Below are 18,389 nucleotides of genomic sequence, written 5' to 3'. Positions count from 1 at the left end.
CTCCGAAATGGTTTGTAAGTATTCTTGCAAGACAATCTGTTGACTAGGGTGCGGTAATATCAGTTCAGTCAGCCACCGTAAGTGCTTTAGCGACCAATTAGCGGTGCCTCTATAGTTAATGTTATTTCTCAGCTGAAGCGCTTTAAGCTGGTATTTAGCGTCTTTTAAATCTTTCATCGCAGTTTCACGAGCACGAGATAAATCGCGGATAGCTTCATCTTCAGGCTCCGGTACGTAGATAGTGGTCAGATCTTCAGATTTGAGTAGCTTTGCTAACTTAAGCGCATCACGTTTATCGGTTTTAATTTTCTCACCAGGCTTTTTGGGAATAAGAGAAGGGGCTATAACATAGCAACAGTGACCTAGGCTGGTGAGCAATCGGTAGATCCAGTAACCGCAGGGCCCTGCCTCATACACAAAGTGTAAGGTTGCTTCTGGATACCTAGATTGAAACTGTCTAGCCAGTTTAGTGATAGAGGCTTTCGCACTTGAAATTCGTCCAAAATGAACCGCTTGCGCTCCTCTTTGATCTTCAATATAAGCAACTTCTACAAATTCTTTATGTGTATCAAGGCCAATAAAAAGTATGTTATGTTTATTCATGCTGATCTCCGATTTAGTTTCTTTAACAAAACTATTATGGCTCTGGCTTTCAGCTAACCCACGATTGATTGGAGATCAGCATCTTTAGTGGGGAGTCATTATGTCTAAGAGACAAAGGGAAGTGGCTAAGAAAACTTGGGATATAGGAAATATCTTTAGTGTTGAGTTAAGTGATGGGACATTTTCTATTGGCCAAGTTGTTGGGCGTGAGGCGGAAGTTCTTAACTCAATTACATGTGCTTTTTTTAAGGTTAGGTTTCAGCATTATCCTTCAATGGATGAAATTTTTGAGCTAAATGATACGAAGTTAATAGCTTGCCAATTTACAACTAAGGATCTTCTTACTAAACGTATTTGGAAAGTGCTAGGAAATAGGAAGCCAGTTATATCTACTATTTCATTTCCACATGAAGATTGCAGAGATAATGGGTGGATCGGTGCAGAAATGCACGGTTCAGGAATTATGAACCAGTTTCTTAATGCGTACTATGCTCTTGAGTTTTGGGATGACTGGTTCGAACCAGATTATCTCGATACTATTTTATGGAAACATGCCAAAAAACCTGAGAATTTGAGGTATAAATTGCCTCTTAACAAGCTGCTAAATCCAGATTCACCATAGCTGTCATGCCATTTGCTGCGCAAGTCGCCCGCCAGCTATGGTTCACTTATTAGCAGGGCGTTAGGTTTACACGGAGGTAACCATGAAAAAAATCATATTATTTATAGTGTTACTGTCTTTAGGTGGCTGCCTAGGGATGCCTAAAACCATCCAGCCAGTAAGACCATTTGAGTTGAATAACTATTTAGGTAAATGGTACGAAATTGCTCGTTTAGACCACTCATTCGAGCGGGGCTTGAGTAAAGTAACAGCCGAGTATTCGATGCGTTCTGATGGTGGTGTTTCAGTTATCAACCGTGGTTACTCTGCTGATAAAAACGAATGGAAAGAAGCGGAAGGTAAGGCATATTTCGTCAATAGTGAAAATGAAGGGTACTTGAAAGTTTCATTCTTTGGTCCATTTTATGGTTCTTACGTGGTGTTTGAATTAGAAAAAGAGAACTATGATTATGCGTTTGTGTCAGGTCCGAACAATGACTACCTTTGGTTGTTATCAAGAACCCCAACGGTAAGTGAAACAGTTAAATCGAAATTTGAGCAATTAGCAAAAAAGAATGGTTTTGCAGTTGGGCAGTTGATATACGTGGAACATAAATCAACCTAACAAACAATTTAAGAGTGACTCCTAACGCTTACCGGCTTCACCCATCGACCTTAATTTTATAATAATTCAACAACTTACCATGGTCAGCATAGCGATATCGCACCTTAAATGGCCATTAGCTTTATCAGGGATATAATTAAAATGGACTCAGCAGAATTACCAATCATATTACTAAACTTCATTATTATTTTAGTTGCTTACCTCTCGATATACCCGAAACTCGCAGGTAACAACTTTAATAAAATCTCTTTTTATGATCTTTTTACCTCAGCGTTTGCACTCTTAGTCGTTGGCTTAAATTATTGGGGTAGTGGACATGAGTTCAGTTTGTTATTCACCAATACAAATTGGTTTTGGTTTACGCTTGTGACTTATGGCGCAATAGAAATTCCGATCGCGGTTTGGTACTTTAAAAAGCACAAGGTTAATGTGTAAATAAAGCTAACAAGCTTCTGTCCAAAAACATGTCAGGCGCTACATTGAACTTGCTGGCAGAACATCTGCTGTGGGACGTGCAAGCTTCTAAATCAGGATGATTTAATAGAGCCATCAGGGATGATTTTACGGCGACTTGCAAAGGGACATAGCAGAAGAGCTGCATTTTATTGAAGTTGGATTGTTTGCTTTGGCTGTATGAACTACCCAAAGCGACTTATGTCCAGAAACGAATTACGACCAGTAAAACATAATCGAAGAAACAAATGACTCGATATAGATGCGGCTGTGGGCTTCCAAAACATGGCCGGAAACCTTCCCTCGGTAACTGCTCCCTGCATTAATCTACCTCCTGAACCCTTTCAGTCGTTCATTCTTCAGCATCCCCACCCTCTAACCCATAGGGATATGGGGAATGTCTTTAAGCGTCCGGAACGTTTAATACCAATCGGTATAAGAAAGTGGTCAGTTCAGAGTTATTTTTGGCGGCTTAATTCAAGGCGAATGAGTGAGGGAATGGTGATCCCTTTTGAGCTTATTCAACACAGAAGTAGGCTGCAAAAAAAACTCCTAGAAGGCGAGTTTTAGCACTTCTGATACTGCGTTAACGAGCTTAAACGTAGAATAACTATGTCTCTCACTCGCTGCCTTGTCTCACAAGCGCTAAACTCTCGCTGAATGGCCACATCTTTATACCGATTGGTATAAGACCTTATCGGTCAGATGTTTTGGTAGAGCATACAGGGACGGTACTTGCAGCGTCCCACTAAAGTATCGACATGTGAGGTCACTCATGCAGATCTATGTTTAATTTCCAGGTGGCTGGGCTGGCATGCTAACAGGCGCCGATACCGCTTGCTCAGTCCCTGGTCTTGGGTGATGAGCATATTCATTCCCTGAGTTAGGAGCTGATCTAGGCGCACGGTTTGCGTTAGGCGCCTGACGGGGTGGATGACTAGGTGTGCTATCAGCATCAGGTATGCTCTCTTGAGCGCTTGAAAGGCCTAGCTCTTTTACTGCTGGAGTGCTTTTAGCAACAATAGCAGGCTCGCTATCAGATGTCGGTGCACGCATAGAAACTGGCGCTACAGGCTTAGCAGCGGTACTTGCTGAAGCTTGAACTGGCTTCTCTGATGCTGATGTCGCCTCAACAGGTTTAGGCTCAGAGCTTAAACTTTGGTAACCGATAGCCCCAGCAACAGCGACTGCAACTAAGGTGATGGAGATCAGGGTAGATTTAGACATTATTATTATCCTTATTTTCTTTTATGTAGATAGCATCTACTCCTCGACCACTGATACCAAAAGATATTACTGAGGCTCTGACAGCTATTCGCTAGATTAACCAGCATAGAGGCAGGGAATAAAAAAAACAAGCATAGGATATTTTATCCAATAGTGACTTGTATCCACTCCATAGCTGCACTAAAGCGGAAAGGAATCAAACCCTTCACACTCAATATCTAATGCTATTTGGGTTATCGGATCGATGAACTTCAACCGTTTAGCCACTAACTTCAGTGGTTTACTATAATCATCGGCGGATTTTGGTTGCAGTTCTGGGTAGCATCTATCATTCAGAATAGGCATGCCTAGGCTCTGCATATGCACTCTCAATTGATGCGTCTTCCCCGTTATCGGTGAAAGCTCAAACAGACCAAACTCTCCTTTTACCGCGATTAGAGTGATCTGAGAATGTGTATTAGGCTCTCCTTCAACGACTTTCATGGTGAAACTTGGCTCACCTTTTACCATTCTATTTTTAACTGTCCAGTGGATAGGCAGCTCCAGCTCCTGAGCTTGGCCTTGGCTGTGAGTTTGAGTTTGAGTTTGAGTTTGAGTTTGAGCCAGTATTTCAGGGCTCAATCTGGCTAATGCCTGATACTCTTTCACTATTTGATGGTTTTTAAATAGATCATGATATTGGGTTCTAGTTTCTGGCTGCAAAATCATCATGACTATGCCAGCTGTTGCTCTATCTAATCGATGAGCTGGCACCATAGTCTCTATACCTGTTTTTATTCTTAATCGATTAACCAGGCACTCATTGACAAAGTTGCCACTTGGGTGGAGCGCGAGAAAGTGAGGCTTAAATGCAAGTAACACTTGGTCATCCTGATAGAGGATCGCCTCATCGAAGGGAACCTTAGTCTCAGCCTGCACTTCGCGGTAATAATAGACTCTGGCTCTGGGTTTAAACGGGGTATCAAGCTCAATTAAACTGCCATCTTGCCAATGAACTTTGCCATCAAGTATACGTGCTCTCCATACATCACTACCAACCTGCTTAAAGCGTTCAATAAGAAAGCTCAGCACAGTAGGCTTATCTATGACATGTTCAGGAAGTACAACATAGGAAGCTTGAGAGGCACGAACAGATGAAGGCATGATAATTCTAATTAATTCGATTTAAAGACAAGTTATTTTAACAGAAAATAGGCTGAGAGGGCGGGCCTCGCCCTTCGGGGACTTCGCTACGCGACTGCGAGCTCAAAAAAGTCAGAAGAAAAAAGGTTTTGCAATTATCTCGTAGGGAACTTGTTCCCGTTCTCGAAGTGAGCCAGTGAACGAACTCGAAGCGCAGCGAACCTGCACTTAGTCAACATGTGACTTAATGAGCTCAAGTACAAAGTCCATGGTTTTATGGCAATCAGGTTGGTTCAGTAATACCTGCTTATCTTTATTATACAGAGGCAAAACCTCAAGCCAGCGCTGACTCACCCAAGTCGCGTTATCAAGGTGTACATTTGAATAGAGACCAAACAGATCTGGGTTAACCTCATAAAATTGCTCTAGGGCTGCACTAATAAGTTCAAACTCACCTCTAATAGGCTCCTCTTGCCAATTATTACAGGGCAACGTTCTTGCTATCCATACCCCATCACGCTTTTGCGCCGCTGAGAGAATTTTGACCCGCTGTTTCCCCTCTAAAACTACCCCTAATGAGTCGTCATCGAGTTGATTAAAATCGATGATTTCACATTGAGTCGCATTGGGGTAACAGGGAGGGTTGCCATTGGCCATAAACATACCAAAAGCGAGTGGATAGTAGCCTTTAAGCACCTCGGCAATCACATGCAAGTAGCTAGGGTCGACAATACGTACTTCGAGTCTTCCTTCGGGCAACAGCACAGCATCGCGCGTCAGTAGCGCCATCTCCTGTGTTCGCATAGTAACCTCCCGCCCTTAGGCTAGGTAACCGGTACTGATACCAGCATTAGGCCCGATTTAAAATGACTTAATACAAAGCAATATTCCTAAAGTGTAGCAGGTGCAAAATTAAATGCTGCGAGGGCCTATTTTAGGTTTAAATACCAATCAACATAAGCACCATTTTTCTGCCCAAGTCACTTTAATTAGACAGAAGCAGGAAGGGATTTGTTTCACTCCCAACCTAACTATTATCAAGGCGAATATAAAAACGATAAATTGGATAAGTGCTATCTATTTAAAAAGGTTCAATAAAGTCCATGATGTTTTGTCGTTCAATGACATTATCCAACTCCTCTGCCAGCACCTGACTCATCGAGATGGTTTGTTGCCAGTATTTAATTCTCTGATCGCTCGACAGATGCTTAAAGTCACCTCTATCCGGTAACTTGCCATAAGGTAACCCGTCAAGGTAAGACTGAGTTGGCGCGAGAATCAGTGCATTATGGTAGTTATGCTTGGCCCGGCGCCAAGACAATGACTTATCAAACCATCCAGGCGTGATTTCAGGGTAAAAGTGAGGATAAAGTGTTAACCCTTGGGCGTGAGACAGTGGCAGGTCAAAGTGATAATCGGTGATCCCACCATCAACATAATGCCCCTTAGGTGCGCCAGGTATATCAGTAACAGGCGCTAATACCCAAGGAATTGAGCCTGTAGCCAGTAGAACTTGAGCAATATTGTTTTCAGTTAACGCCACATGTTGGCTAGGTAGATCGTTCAGGGTATTAAACGGAGAGTTAGCATCAACAGAGCTAAATAGGAAACGTTCAAAGTGCAAACCTAAACTCTGACGACTGATTAAATTGCTCGCTGCTGTCGTTGCTAAACCAAGCCCCAGTGCTAACCGGCTTGGTAACTGATTTAAGTGTTTGCCCCTGCAGGCAAGGAAGTGTGTCTTGAAAACGGAATTGTTGACAATATCACGTCCACTCTCCTCACCTAATAGCCCTCCAATAATGCCTTTAACCTGCTCAGAAACCTGCTGTGGCGTGGGCTTGCTATCGTACCTCTGGCAGATATATAACTCTTCAAAGCGAGAATAAGCCTTTAATGGATCTTTTTGCCCTAGACATGCAAGGCGCCAAGCCCCAGATGAGGCACCTAATGTGTGCAAAGGTTTGCTCTGTTGACTGAAAAACTCACCAAACAGATACTTATCTAATCCAGCAATGCCTATCCATTTCGGCCCACCCGATGCAGCCAACAATTGAGTGAAAAGCGCTGGTTTTAGTCCATTAGCCTCAATCTGTTTAATGGCTGTAGGTCCCGCTAGAAAACGTAGGGCTGACAAATCTGATTCTCCATCAATATTAGAGATAACATTATTTAACAAAAGTTAGCTTTTTAAAATAGTGAGACTACTATAGCCTGAAGAAAAGGATATCTTGATAAGGATTATCAGAGATGGAAAGTAACTATATTCGCCCCTTTAAAAAGCTTAGCTATACCATCGCACTTATTTCCACTGCCTATATTGTCTTTATTTTCAAAGTCAGTGTATTTGACTCGAGTTGGGATCTGCTCGTGCCCTTACTGTTTATCTGCACCTGTGTGTGGTGGATCTATTTCATTTGGCAACAAAAAATACAGTTCAACCATGATTCTGTTGAGTTTATAAAGCTATCCATAGAAAGTGATTGGGGCCCAGCCAAAAACCTATCGGTAAAGTACAGCGAGATAAACTCAGTGCGTTTACTCGGCGACCAGCTATTTATTCATGCTACTAAAGGAAAAATCAGCTTCCCGTTAAAACCTAAATCAACACTGACAAAGCAGTTAAAAAAAGCCTTCGAACTCAGGGATATTCCCTTCGAGATAAAGTCATGTTTACAGCCTTAGACTCCATTTGATTTCGATTCAGTCACTTTAATAGACTGGGCGCTTGAATAAACTCATTTGAGCGCTAAACTCTTGGTTCATAACAAATCAATCAGAGTAAAAAATGATCGTCGACAAACTCAATAACCTAGATCTTTATTCAAACATCAGCCCGAGAATCGCAGCCGCCTTAACTCATCTGGCCGAAACCGATTTCAGCAAGCTTGATGTTGGCAGCTATGAGCTCGATGGGAAAAATCTGTTTGTTATCGTCAATGACTATGAAACTAAGCCTCGCCAAGTTGAGCCATTTGAAGTCCACCAGCAATATATTGACGTGCAATATGTGGTGAGTGGCGAAGAGGAGTTTGGTTATCTGCCACTCGCACAGCAAATTCCTTCAAAGCCCTATTTTGCCAAGCATGATTACGCCGAATACGATTATGAAAGCAACAAAGATGATGCTGCTTTTATCCCATTTAAAGCGGGTATGTTTGCCATCTTCTTTCCTGAGGATATGCATATGCCAGGCACGAGTAATAAGCCACAACAGGTCCGTAAGGTCGTCATAAAAGTTAAAATTTAACTTTATACCTCTCACACAGTAACAAGCCTCTCTCTTGGATAGCGCTGATACTCTCAGCGCTAACTATCTCAGTAATTTATTGATACTCACTCAAGCTCACTATTAGGCTCAACGAGATTGTAAAAAACTAAAATAGTGATCTTGATCAATTAACCTAAGCTGCTAATATAACCACATCGAATTACATATTCCATTTAGCTATATACAAAGTCAGTATCGCTAAAAAAATAATAACAAGATGGATAACCTATGAGTCAGTCAGCCAGCTTAAGCCAAATCTACTTAGATGCTAACGCCACTACCCCCGTATTACCTCAAGCCGCTCAAGCTGCAATGCAAGCCATGGAGGAGCTTTTTGGTAACCCGAGTAGTAGTCATATCACGGGCATTAAAGCTAAAAACTTAATGGAGCAAACTCGCCAAAGAGCTAAAGTTCTGCTTGGTACAGGCAATGGCGCGCTCATTTTTACCAGCGGCGCGACTGAAGGCATTCAAACAGGAATTTTATCTGGCTTAATCAAGGCTAGAGAAACCATTGAAGCGGATAAGCAGTACAGTATTCTCTACGGCGCAACCGAGCACAAAGCTGTACCTAACTCTTTAGAACATTGGAATAAAATCCTAGGCCTCAATGCAGAAATTAAAGCGATTCCCGTCGACAGTTTAGGTAACTTAGATCTAAAGTTCATCGAGAATGAGGTGCCTAATGCACTCATGATCTGCACTATGGCCGTCAACAATGAAACTGGTGTCTATCAAGATATCCAACGATTAGATAAAACCATTCGCCAAAATAACCCCAATGTTTTTTGGATGGTTGACTGTGTACAAGCCCTTGGAAAGCGTGCAATGAGCTTGTGTGAAACCAGTATCGATTACGCCCCATTTAGTGGCCACAAACTTTATGCACCTAAGGGAATAGGGTTTGTTTATATTCGTGAGAATGCCCCTTTTACTCCGTTTATCGCCGGTGGTGGCCAAGAAAGTGGCCTGCGCTCAGGCACCGAAAACTTACCAGGCTTTGCAGCGCTCAATGTGATCTTCGAGATGCTGATAGACCATGAAAACTCCTGTTTTTCAAACGCTGAAATACTTGAAAACTACCGCCAGCAATTGGTTTCAAGTTTAACGGCGGCTTTTCCGGAGATAGTGTTTAATCACAGCTTTGAAAATAGCGTTCCTACAACACTCAACTTTGCAGTTCCTGGCTTTAGCAGCAAAGAGCTTATGGATCTGTTCGATGCGGCCAGCATTCGCGTTAGCTCAGGGTCGGCATGTAGCTCTAAGGTGACCCGCAGCTTTGTTCTCGATGCCATGGGACTGCCCGCTTGGCAAAGTGAATCAGCGATTCGCCTCTCTTTTGGCCCTGCCATGACACAAGATGAAGTAAACGCAGCCTGTGACAGAATTCAACTTGCTGCCAGCGCACTCACCCACAGTTGTTTAATGTTAGATGCCACGCAGCTAAGCGATGATAAAACTCCCCTAGATGGACTAGTACAACTCAGAGGCGGCGCGAGTTGCACATGGATCTATGCTGACCAGAAATCTAAACAAGCCCTCATTATCGACCCACTCCCAGAGCTTGAGAAACGCATAGATACACTACTAAAGTGTCAACAACTCACCCCAGTTGCCATAATCGATACCCATGGCCATGCCGATCACCATTCAGGCCGAGTTCCATTAGCAAATAAGCATCTGCGCCAACAAGCTTGTGATTATTTAGGCTGGCCTAAGTCGAGTGCTAAACTGCACATCGATGGCACTGAGGTCGAAGAGATAACGATTGGCGATCTGTCACTGCTCAAGCTTGACTCTCCCGGCCATACCGACGACAGCATCACCTTGTTATTAACGTCAGACACCAACAAGCTTCAGAGCGCAACGCGGTTCGCTTTTTGTGGTGATACGGTATTGATGGGAAGCCTTGGGCGCACCAACTTTGAGTCGAGTAGCGCCAGCAAGATGTTCCATAGCTTGAAGCAGCTAGATCACTTGATTGGCCGCAATACCTTGCTATGCGCGAGCCATGATTATAACAATGAGTTTACCACCACCTTAATGGCAGAAATTGCACGTAATCCACTGCTTAATGATGTGTTAAGTGAGCGTATTACCGAAAATCAGTTTATCAAGCAAAAGGCCCTTTTAGACGCTAACCTCAATGATGAAGTAGGCACTGAAATCATGTGTGGCGCCTATACCTCAGATTGCCATAAACTCGCGATTAAAGAGTACGATGCAACGACTCTACAGAGCCAGCTCGGTCACTCTGATAACATTAAAATTGTGGATATTCGAGAGCCCCATGAATATGTACTGCAGCACTCACTAGGCTTAAATGCGATCGCGACTGATGGCATTAATGTCCCTATGACTCGACTTGTACAGTTTATTCAGCAACACCAAGCAGATAAAAACAGTGAATGGGTATTAGTCTGTCGCAGTGGCAGTCGCTCACTTGTCGTAGCACAAGCCATGCAGCGTTTAGGTTTTAACAATATCGCCCACTTAAAAGGTGGCTATGCATTAAGTAGCTAACTAACTGATAAAAAATAATAGGCGAACTCATGGAGTTCGCCTTTTTTATGATTGCTCGCTACGACTTAAGAAAGCACATGCTTTATCTTGATGCTCTTTCTAAAAAAGCTAGGTGTACTGCCCTTTATCGATAAGAATTGGCGATTGAAATTTGAGATATTATTGAAGCCACATTTGTCGCTAATAACCGCAATGGGATGGTTCGAGTTAATCAATAATTTACAGGCTTTACCGATACGTAGCTGATTAATAAATTCAGTTAACGTCCGCTCGGTACGTTTCTTAAAAAAGCGATGGAAGTGGTTAGTACTCATATGTGCAATTGAGGCTAGTTCATCGGCATAAAGCGAACGATCGAAATTGTTATAGATAAACTCAATCACCCTATCGAGCTTATCGATTCCTGCATCGGTTTTATTGCCAAAAGTAAAAAAGCTACTCGATAACACCTTAGCTTGCGCATCTAAGCTCATTATATTGAGCAAATTCATTAGCAAAACATAACGAGAAAATGGGTCAGCATGCTCCATCTTCACAAAAAGGTCGATGGCACTTTGAGTACACTGATGCCCATAAAATAGCCCTCTTGAGCTCAGCTTTAACATGCTTTCAAGGCCATTTAACTCAGCATGTTCAGCCACGAGTCCATCGAGCCAGACCTTAGGGATTTGTGCCACATATACCGTCTGCTTGGTGCCGTTGTCATTCTCATCAGTATGCCAAGTGTGGGGCATATTCGGCCCAACCAAGACCAGATCTGCGCCTGAGTACTCTTCGATATTGTCGCCAACATATCTCAAGCCTTCACTATTAAGCGTTAGGCAGATCTCATACTCTGGATGATAGTGCCAATTAAAATCAATATTCGGCAGTTCATATTTCACAAATCGCCATGAGCAGTTAGCCGATGGGATCACCTTCTCACACATAGGTTTCATTTTAAAAATCCATTTTTTACTACTAGTCCTACAGATGAACCATCTCAAAATTATTATCTATCGTGGTGATCTGTTTAATACTGCTTACCTACTTTAAGGCTAAACTCACTCCTCTAAAATAAGTCTATCCGCTCACCTTTTAAATTGTATTAGACCTAAATAGCATATAATTTTTTTGATGACTAACTGCCAATCTGAGTATATAGAGCCCAATAACAGACTGATAAATATATAAAATATACAAACAAAGCATAAATCATTAACCAGGTAATGGTCTAAAGTACGCTTTGGCGACATTTTCGCAGTGAAGCTTGGCCTGTAAAACCAGTTGATTATCCAGAGGTTCATGGGCAAGTTTCAGTTCACTGTCACGGTAATCCATCCCTGCGAGCAAGGCATACCAAGAGGGACTAAAGTAAGCTAGCTCTGCATCTAACTGATACAGCAAGGCGTCAAAGTCCTCTCCTTTTCGCCAGCAAGACAAAATCTTAGCCAATCGCGGCGCCAAATACTGCTCAGAGCTCACCTGCTGCCAGTAGGCAGTATCTCTCCTTTGGCTCGTGACATAATGACCATGGATATACTCTTTAACCCCTAACACCAATTGTGTCATCTGCTGGTTGTACTTGTTTTTTACTTCCTCTATATCGGCTTGATCTTTATCCAGCGCTTTTATAAAGGATTCGATCCCCCACTGAGTCACCATTAAAGCTGTGGCTTCCAGTGGCTCAATAAAGCTATGGGACAAGCCGATAGCTAACACATTCTTTACCCATGGCGTGCGGCGCATACCTACCCGCATCTTCAAATGTTTAAATTTAGCCTGCTCAACATCAATATTGAGCTCAGCTGCTAGCTCGCTCTCAGCCTCTGCTTCAGTTAAGTGATTCGAGCTGTAAACATAACCGTTGCCAGTCCTCGATGTCAGAGGGATCTGCCACATCCATCCTGCCGACAACGCCTTAGAGATGGTGTAGTTTTCTGGCTGCTTGGTTTCATCCCTAGCGGTACTTATCGCCACCGCTGAATCATTGGCTAACTCTTTAGAAAAAGATTCAAATTGCACCTTGAGTGCTTTTTCAATGAGGATAGATTGAAAGCCACTGGCATCGACAAACAAGTCTGCCGACATATCATCTCCACTGACTAAATGAAGTGATTCAATATCACCATTTTCAGTCAAGTTAGCGTCCAAAACATCATCAAAGGCATGGCTCACCCCAGCGTTAAGGGCGTAATCCTTAAGCACTTTTGCAAGCTTAGCCGCATCGAAGTGATAACCGTACTCAGGTTCTGCAGTTAACGGTTTCTCGGCTTTGGGTGAACGCTGCAGCTTCGCTAAATGTCCAGATATAAAGAATTCATCTCCAGTAATATGCGCTCCCACTCCTCTGCGTCTAGCATTGGCACAGTGGAAAAAAATCTCTGCGGGCTTAACGTCTAATGCCGAATAGAATGGATGAAAATATCGACTGCCAGCTCCATTCCAGTTATCAAAATAGATACCAGTTTTATAGCTGGCATCACACCTGCTCATCCAATCAGATTCAACAAAACCTAAGGCATCCATAAAACGCTTTAGATAGGGCGTTGAGCCTTCGCCAACCCCTATGGTGCCAATCTGACTCGATTCAATTAAAGTAATATCTAGCTGGTGAATTCGGCTAGCCTTACTGAGCGCTGCCGCCGCCATCCAACCCGAGGTTCCTCCGCCTACTATGACAACTTTTTTAACTACGCCCATAAACTTAATCCCTTTAACGACACCTTAATGACTGAATATCTGGCTTTTTATACCAATCAGTATAAGAAAGTGATCTACTCAGAGTGCTTTTTGGCAAGTAATTCAAGGCGAATAGCTGATGGAATGGTTATTCCCTTGTGAAGCTGTTCAACGAAGAAGTAGGCGGCCAAAAACACTCCAGAAAGGCGAGTTTTAGCGCTTCATATGCAGTGTTAACGAGTTTAAACGTAGAATAACTATGCTCTTCACTCGTTGCCTTGCCTCTGAAACGCTAAACTCTCGCTGAGCGATCACATCTTTATACTGATAGGTATTAAACAACAAAAGGAGAGCCTGTACACAGGCTCCCCTAATCGTGTCACTAGCAATTTATACTGTTAAAACTGATAACTTGCACTCAGGTAGTAACGAGAACCGAACTCGATGGTATTTTGAGTCAGATCGTAGTTAGTATCTGTTGACTGTATTACTTCGTTAGTTAGGTTAACCCCTTCTAGCGTAAGGTTTAGGTTTTCAAGCGCATGCCAAGTAATTGAGGCATCCCATTGACTATAGTCATCGTTTAATACTGCTTGAGTCGCACCCACTCCTACCCATTCTGTACGCCAGTTATAGGCAATGCGAGTCGTGATGTAGTCATTTTCGAAAAACACTGAACCATTAAATGAGTTTTCAGATACGCCAGGTACCATCTCCTCTTCACCACCTGGGCGAGTCGTTGTACTGTCTACATAGGTATAGTTAGTCAAGACACCAAAGCCTGACTCCCATGTATGCTGTAGTTGCAACTCAATACCTTTAACAGAACCCTCTCCACCGTTACGTGGACGTGTTACGCGGCACTCATCCCAATCAGATTCTTCTGCTCCACAACCTTCAACGTACTCACGGCTTTCACTGGTAAAGACAACGTTGTCAATTTCTTTGATAAAAATAGCAGAGGAGAGCAAAGAAGAAGCAGAGAAATACCACTCTATGCCTAAGTCAGCTTGGTTAGATTTATAAGGCTGAAGATCTGGATTACCACCACTTGCACTACCAATATTGGCAGCAATGTTTAAACCTGGCTTTAAATCACTGTAGTTGTTTCGCGCCATGACTTGAGAGGCTGCACCACGCAAGATTAAATCATCACTTAAGTTATAAGCGATATTAAAACTTGGTAGCCAGTTATCATAATCTATGGTCTCTTCAAAAACTTGACCATCGGCAAAGCCTGTCGACTTTTGCTCAGTCGTCACATAGCGTAGACCTAAGTTACCGCGGTAGCTGTCACCCGAAAAATCGACTTGAGCATAAAGGGCTAACATCTCCTCTTCAACAGAGAAGGTGTTACCTTGGTTAACCACCTCTTCTAGCTCACCATTTTTATATTTCTGGCTAATAAAATCCCACCACTTATCTTCATCAAGATAAGCATAAGAACTTAATGTATTGCCCGAAGATTGAGAGTGTAGGTCGGAAAGCACGCCACCGCTCCAGTTAGATAGGTTGCCGTCTGGGACAAAACCTAAAATTTCACTTGGGTTACGGTTATAAGCTTCACGGGCAAAATCACTGGTGTTGTACTTGATACCAGAGGCAATATTGTCGATATAGTCATTATCTAGCTCAAAGACCAGATCAAACTGAGCATAAGCAACATCGTGCTCCTGAACTGACGTCTCATAGTTTGCTTCTTGAGCGTGCTTAAATTGGGAAGCATCCGTTGCATCTAGTGATGTGAGTTCCACTTGATAGGGGCCAGTTGCATCATAGCTAAAGCCTCCATCAACACTGCCCTGACCATCAGGAAAAGCGGGGTCACCAATCTTCTCGCCATCATCTGTTGCTGGGATCCACCACGAAGAAGCACCGCCCTGAGTACCACCTTCCGAAGTTGACTGCCCCACAACGCCACTCAAGGTGAAGCCGTCGCCAGTGTATTTACCAGTAAGGTTTAATACATCGGCTTCCATATTAACCGCATGACGAACCACAGGATTGTAGATAATAGACGCGTATCCTGGTTGGATGGTTGCCGACTCTGTGCCACCTTGAGCATTGTTCACCACATTCGTCGCTTCTGTACCACGCGCACTAACAGTGAGGAAGTTATGGTTAACGTGGGGATTATCAAATTCAAAGTTAAAGTAATCTAAAGTGAGCTCAAGGTTCTCAGTTGGCATAAACTGCAACGTCAGTTGAGCACTGGTACGCTCTCTTTCGGCTCTAAATGCTTGCGAGCCTATCCCCCAAGCACCTACTGCAGCCTCTTCACCCGTTTCCTCGTTCGCGCCAAAATAGGGATAATAGCCACTCAGTGATTCCAAGACCTGACGACCACTTGTCAGCTTTTCTATTGAATATGCCGCTAAGATACCGAAACGTTCATCTTCATCTTTCCAGCTGCCAAGAAAAGCGCCGCCAGGATCATTCTCTTCATAAAGTGAGCTTCGCGCCACTTCAGCCGAAATCATATACGTATTAGCGTCTAAATCTAACGGCTTACGGGTTTGCAGGTTCACCGTACCACCTAAGGCACCCTCTTCAATGCGTGCTTCTGGTGTCTTATAGACTTCAACGGCTGAAATTTGCTCAGCCCCCAACAATTCCATATTGAAAGTACGAGTTGCAGGGCCTAAATCATACCAAGAGGTGTTGGCTACAGACTGGCCGTTAAGCAAGATACGAGACTGTTCTGGTGCCGTACCACGAATGGTGACACCGCTTACTTCACCATATTGTCTGTCAACGGTCACACCTGAGATACGCTGCAGGGCATCACCGACGTTTTTATCAGGAAACTTACCGATATCTTCTGCTGTGATGGCATCAACGATAGAGTTAGCGAAGCGTTTGGTATTCAACGATTTTTCAAGGGAGCGACGCATCCCTTTTACTTCGATGACTTCAATGCTCTCATCGGCTTGCTGTTCATCAGCTGCCAGTACAGGACTAGATGTCCCCATTAATGCACCCGCTACGCAGAGTGCTAAGCTTGATCGCTTAAAATGTTGTAGATTATTATTAGCTTTCATGGTCAGTCCTATCTTCACATCCAATGTTAAAAAACTATTACTAATCTATACTGCAATCCGCCCCCATTTCGGTACCTTTCAATCAAGTGTTAATACTTATCTATCACAAATCAAAGATCATTCGTTCAAATAACCCTCAAATGTAAATATTTCGTTTCTAAAAACAGCGTTCCAAAACATGAATTAAAAATAGCACTTTATGATGCCACTCTAAAATGTCCGACACTTATAAAAATTAAAAATAACAAAACCGAGAGATAAAGAGGAATAAAGACTAACAAGATAGAAAAATACATTTATAAAATTGAATCGTACAACTTATACATATATTTCAAACCTAGTTTATTTATAGGCCGCCAATTATTAATGGCTGAATATAAAATAATTAATTACCCTGAGAAATGTATAAGGATATAAACGTGAAAATTAAACCACTTGTTTGTGCTCTATCGCTAGGATTAATCACTATGGCGCAAGCGCAAGCTGCTGATAAAACTATTTACCTGACCTTTGATGATGGCCCAATGAATGCCACTCCTGCATTAATTGACACATTAGATGCCGCAGGTATCAAAGCAACTTTCTATATCAACGCTTGGCACTTAGATGGTATTGCAGATGAGAATGAAGATCTTGCGCTAGTATCACTTTTACAAACCCTAAAGTCTGGCCATGTAATAGGCAACCATAGCTATGATCATATGGTACATAACTGTGTGGAAGAGTTTGGACCAACAAGTGGCGCGGACTGTAATGCAACAGGTCTGCATCAGATCAACTCCTACCAAGACCCTGTTTATGATGCCTCTATGTTTGGCAAGAACTTGGAGGTGATCCAAGCTTACATTCCTAATATTCATAGCTACCCAAACTATAAGGCAGATAGCCTAGCTCGCCTTCCCTATACTAATGGCTGGCGCTCAAGTGGCGAGCTAAAAGGTGACGGCCTGTGTGCGACATCTGATGATTTTTTACCGTGGGAGCCAGGCTATGTCTGCGATGAAAATAATCCATCAAACAGCTCATCTGCAGCCATTCAAGTCTCAAACATTCTAGCCGATAGTGACTACTTACTTCATGGCTGGGATCTTGACTGGGCCCCCGAAAACTGGGGGATAGCATACCCAGCAAACAGCTTAACTGAAGCAGAAGCTTTCTTAGGTTATGTTGATGCAGCACTGAACGCTTGTGCACCTGTGACGATTAACCCTGTCAATTCTAAAACCCACAACTTTCCCTGTGGTGACTCCCTTCATGCCGATAAAGTTGTCATCCTGACCCATGATTTCCTTTTCGAAGATGGTAAGCGTGGACAGGGCGCAACATTAAACTTACCTAAGTTAAGTAAGTTTATCGAGCTTGCTAAAGCGGCTGGCTACCAGTTTGATACCATGGATAATTACGCACCGAAATGGCAGCTAGAAACCAATTATCAAGAGGGCGATTACGTCACCTATATGGGTGTTATCTATAAGGCTGTTAGCCCGCATACGGCTCAAGCTAATTGGGCGCCAACAGCTAACTCAAACCTTTGGGTTAAGAGCACACCGAGTAGTGTCTGGTCTGAAAATGTCAGTTATCAGGCGGGTGATGTCGTCTCATATATGGGAACTGAATATACCGTTATTGCAGATCATACTTCTCAAGCAAGCTGGGCACCGAATAGCAGTGATACCCTATTCTCGGCTAACTAATAAAGCAGCCCTTAGCTTATAAATAAAGAGTCCATAAATAAAGAGGCCAGGTAGTCGTTACCTGGCCTCTTCTATAAAACCGGCTCAATATTAATACTATGCGCTATTAATACTGAGCATAGAATCAGTTAGAACACTGATTTTGAACACATTGCTCATAGAGATAATTAAACAATGGTTCACTGCTCGCACACGCAGAACCACCACCGCCTGCGCAGATCTGTATTTGCTGCTGTTTTGCGATAGTTTTACAAGACTCAGTACAAGATGAAGCAATAGCGCTCGTCGCACTTAAACCTAATGCTACGCCAAAAAATATTGCGACCAATTTTAAATTAGCTAACTTATTCATTTTAACATTCCTTATTAATTATTTAATCTAGCTGCAAGCACTATATAAACATTTATATAAACTGACTAAATAAACATGCATTATTTATTTAACTGAATCAACTCCACAAATTATCAAGCAAAATAAATAAAACTCAGTACCTTACGACATAAAATCAATGTGATGATTGAATAGTATTAATATTTGATAGTTAAGTATCTCTACTACCGTAAAACC

The 18,389-nt window shown here is 42.7% G+C and carries 16 protein-coding genes; 7 read left to right on the top strand and 9 right to left on the bottom strand.

Going from position 1 to position 18,389, the window contains the following annotated elements; genetic code table 11:
• On the bottom strand, positions 1–603 hold a 603-nt coding region (locus tag BM736_RS21660; RefSeq protein ID WP_143562459.1), incomplete at its 3' end, for a transposase.
• Between the two features lie 100 nt (positions 604–703).
• Between BM736_RS21660 and BM736_RS21655 the strand changes: the two genes are divergently transcribed.
• From BM736_RS21655 to BM736_RS21645, 3 genes are all read left to right on the top strand, one after another.
• Positions 704–1,225: an Imm26 family immunity protein gene (locus BM736_RS21655; RefSeq protein WP_076416110.1), complete on the top strand. Its 522-nt coding sequence runs from the start codon at positions 704–706 to the stop codon at positions 1,223–1,225.
• Between the two features lie 82 nt (positions 1,226–1,307).
• Positions 1,308–1,829 (top strand): lipocalin family protein, encoded by a 522-nt coding sequence (locus tag BM736_RS21650; protein WP_076416108.1) that lies wholly within the window; start codon positions 1,308–1,310, stop codon positions 1,827–1,829.
• A gap of 141 nt (positions 1,830–1,970) precedes the next feature.
• Complete coding sequence (locus tag BM736_RS21645; RefSeq protein WP_076416105.1) at positions 1,971–2,264, top strand: hypothetical protein; 294 nt, start codon at positions 1,971–1,973, stop codon at positions 2,262–2,264.
• 807 nt (positions 2,265–3,071) lie between these two features.
• Here BM736_RS21645 and BM736_RS21635 read toward each other — a convergent pair.
• From BM736_RS21635 to BM736_RS21620, 4 genes are all read right to left on the bottom strand, one after another.
• On the bottom strand, positions 3,072–3,509 hold the full coding sequence (locus BM736_RS21635) for a hypothetical protein (protein ID WP_076416099.1): 438 nt from the start codon (positions 3,507–3,509) through the stop codon (positions 3,072–3,074).
• A gap of 180 nt (positions 3,510–3,689) precedes the next feature.
• Entirely contained in the window at positions 3,690–4,652 is a 963-nt protein-coding gene (locus BM736_RS21630; protein ID WP_076416096.1) for a pseudouridine synthase, read from the bottom strand.
• A 207-nt stretch (positions 4,653–4,859) separates the two neighbouring features.
• Positions 4,860–5,435, bottom strand: a complete 576-nt coding sequence (locus BM736_RS21625; RefSeq protein WP_076416094.1) for an LON peptidase substrate-binding domain-containing protein — start codon at positions 5,433–5,435, stop codon at positions 4,860–4,862.
• 277 nt (positions 5,436–5,712) lie between these two features.
• Entirely contained in the window at positions 5,713–6,768 is a 1,056-nt protein-coding gene (locus BM736_RS21620; protein ID WP_076416123.1) for a patatin-like phospholipase family protein, read from the bottom strand.
• Positions 6,769–6,881: 113 nt separating this feature from the next.
• Between BM736_RS21620 and BM736_RS21615 the strand changes: the two genes are divergently transcribed.
• The 3 genes from BM736_RS21615 to BM736_RS21605 all read left to right on the top strand — a co-directional run bounded on the left by BM736_RS21615 (position 6,882) and on the right by BM736_RS21605 (position 10,425).
• Positions 6,882–7,316, top strand: coding sequence for a hypothetical protein (locus tag BM736_RS21615; RefSeq protein WP_076416091.1), 435 nt, complete (start codon positions 6,882–6,884; stop codon positions 7,314–7,316).
• Between the two features lie 103 nt (positions 7,317–7,419).
• Entirely contained in the window at positions 7,420–7,881 is a 462-nt protein-coding gene (locus tag BM736_RS21610) for a YhcH/YjgK/YiaL family protein (protein ID WP_076416088.1), read from the top strand.
• Between the two features lie 249 nt (positions 7,882–8,130).
• Positions 8,131–10,425 (top strand): aminotransferase class V-fold PLP-dependent enzyme, encoded by a 2,295-nt coding sequence (locus tag BM736_RS21605; protein ID WP_076416085.1) that lies wholly within the window; start codon positions 8,131–8,133, stop codon positions 10,423–10,425.
• A gap of 65 nt (positions 10,426–10,490) precedes the next feature.
• Here the strand turns inward: BM736_RS21605 and BM736_RS21600 are convergent, their stop codons facing one another.
• The 3 genes from BM736_RS21600 to BM736_RS21585 form a co-directional block, all read right to left on the bottom strand.
• On the bottom strand, positions 10,491–11,363 hold the full coding sequence (locus BM736_RS21600) for an AraC family transcriptional regulator (RefSeq protein WP_076416082.1): 873 nt from the start codon (positions 11,361–11,363) through the stop codon (positions 10,491–10,493).
• A gap of 259 nt (positions 11,364–11,622) precedes the next feature.
• Positions 11,623–13,107 carry a tryptophan halogenase family protein gene (locus BM736_RS21595; protein ID WP_076416079.1) on the bottom strand — a complete coding sequence of 495 codons (1,485 nt, stop codon included), beginning with the start codon at positions 13,105–13,107 and terminating at the stop codon, positions 11,623–11,625.
• Positions 13,108–13,484: 377 nt separating this feature from the next.
• Positions 13,485–16,127 (bottom strand): TonB-dependent receptor, encoded by a 2,643-nt coding sequence (locus BM736_RS21585; RefSeq protein WP_076416076.1) that lies wholly within the window; start codon positions 16,125–16,127, stop codon positions 13,485–13,487.
• A gap of 419 nt (positions 16,128–16,546) precedes the next feature.
• Here BM736_RS21585 and BM736_RS21580 point away from each other — a divergent pair, with 419 nt between their 5' ends.
• Positions 16,547–17,821: a carbohydrate-binding protein gene (locus BM736_RS21580; RefSeq protein WP_306170171.1), complete on the top strand. Its 1,275-nt coding sequence runs from the start codon at positions 16,547–16,549 to the stop codon at positions 17,819–17,821.
• A 124-nt stretch (positions 17,822–17,945) separates the two neighbouring features.
• Here BM736_RS21580 and BM736_RS21575 read toward each other — a convergent pair whose 3' ends face one another.
• A complete protein-coding gene (locus tag BM736_RS21575; RefSeq protein ID WP_076416074.1) occupies positions 17,946–18,173 on the bottom strand; it encodes a hypothetical protein in 228 nt (75 codons plus the stop codon).
• Positions 18,174–18,389 lie beyond the last annotated feature (216 nt).

The sequence above is a fragment of the Shewanella sp. UCD-KL12 genome (assembly GCF_001957125.1).
Lineage (GTDB): Bacteria > Pseudomonadota > Gammaproteobacteria > Enterobacterales > Shewanellaceae > Shewanella.
The sequence above is the reverse complement of the archived record's forward strand: the minus strand, read 5'-3'. Positions and strand labels throughout refer to the sequence as shown.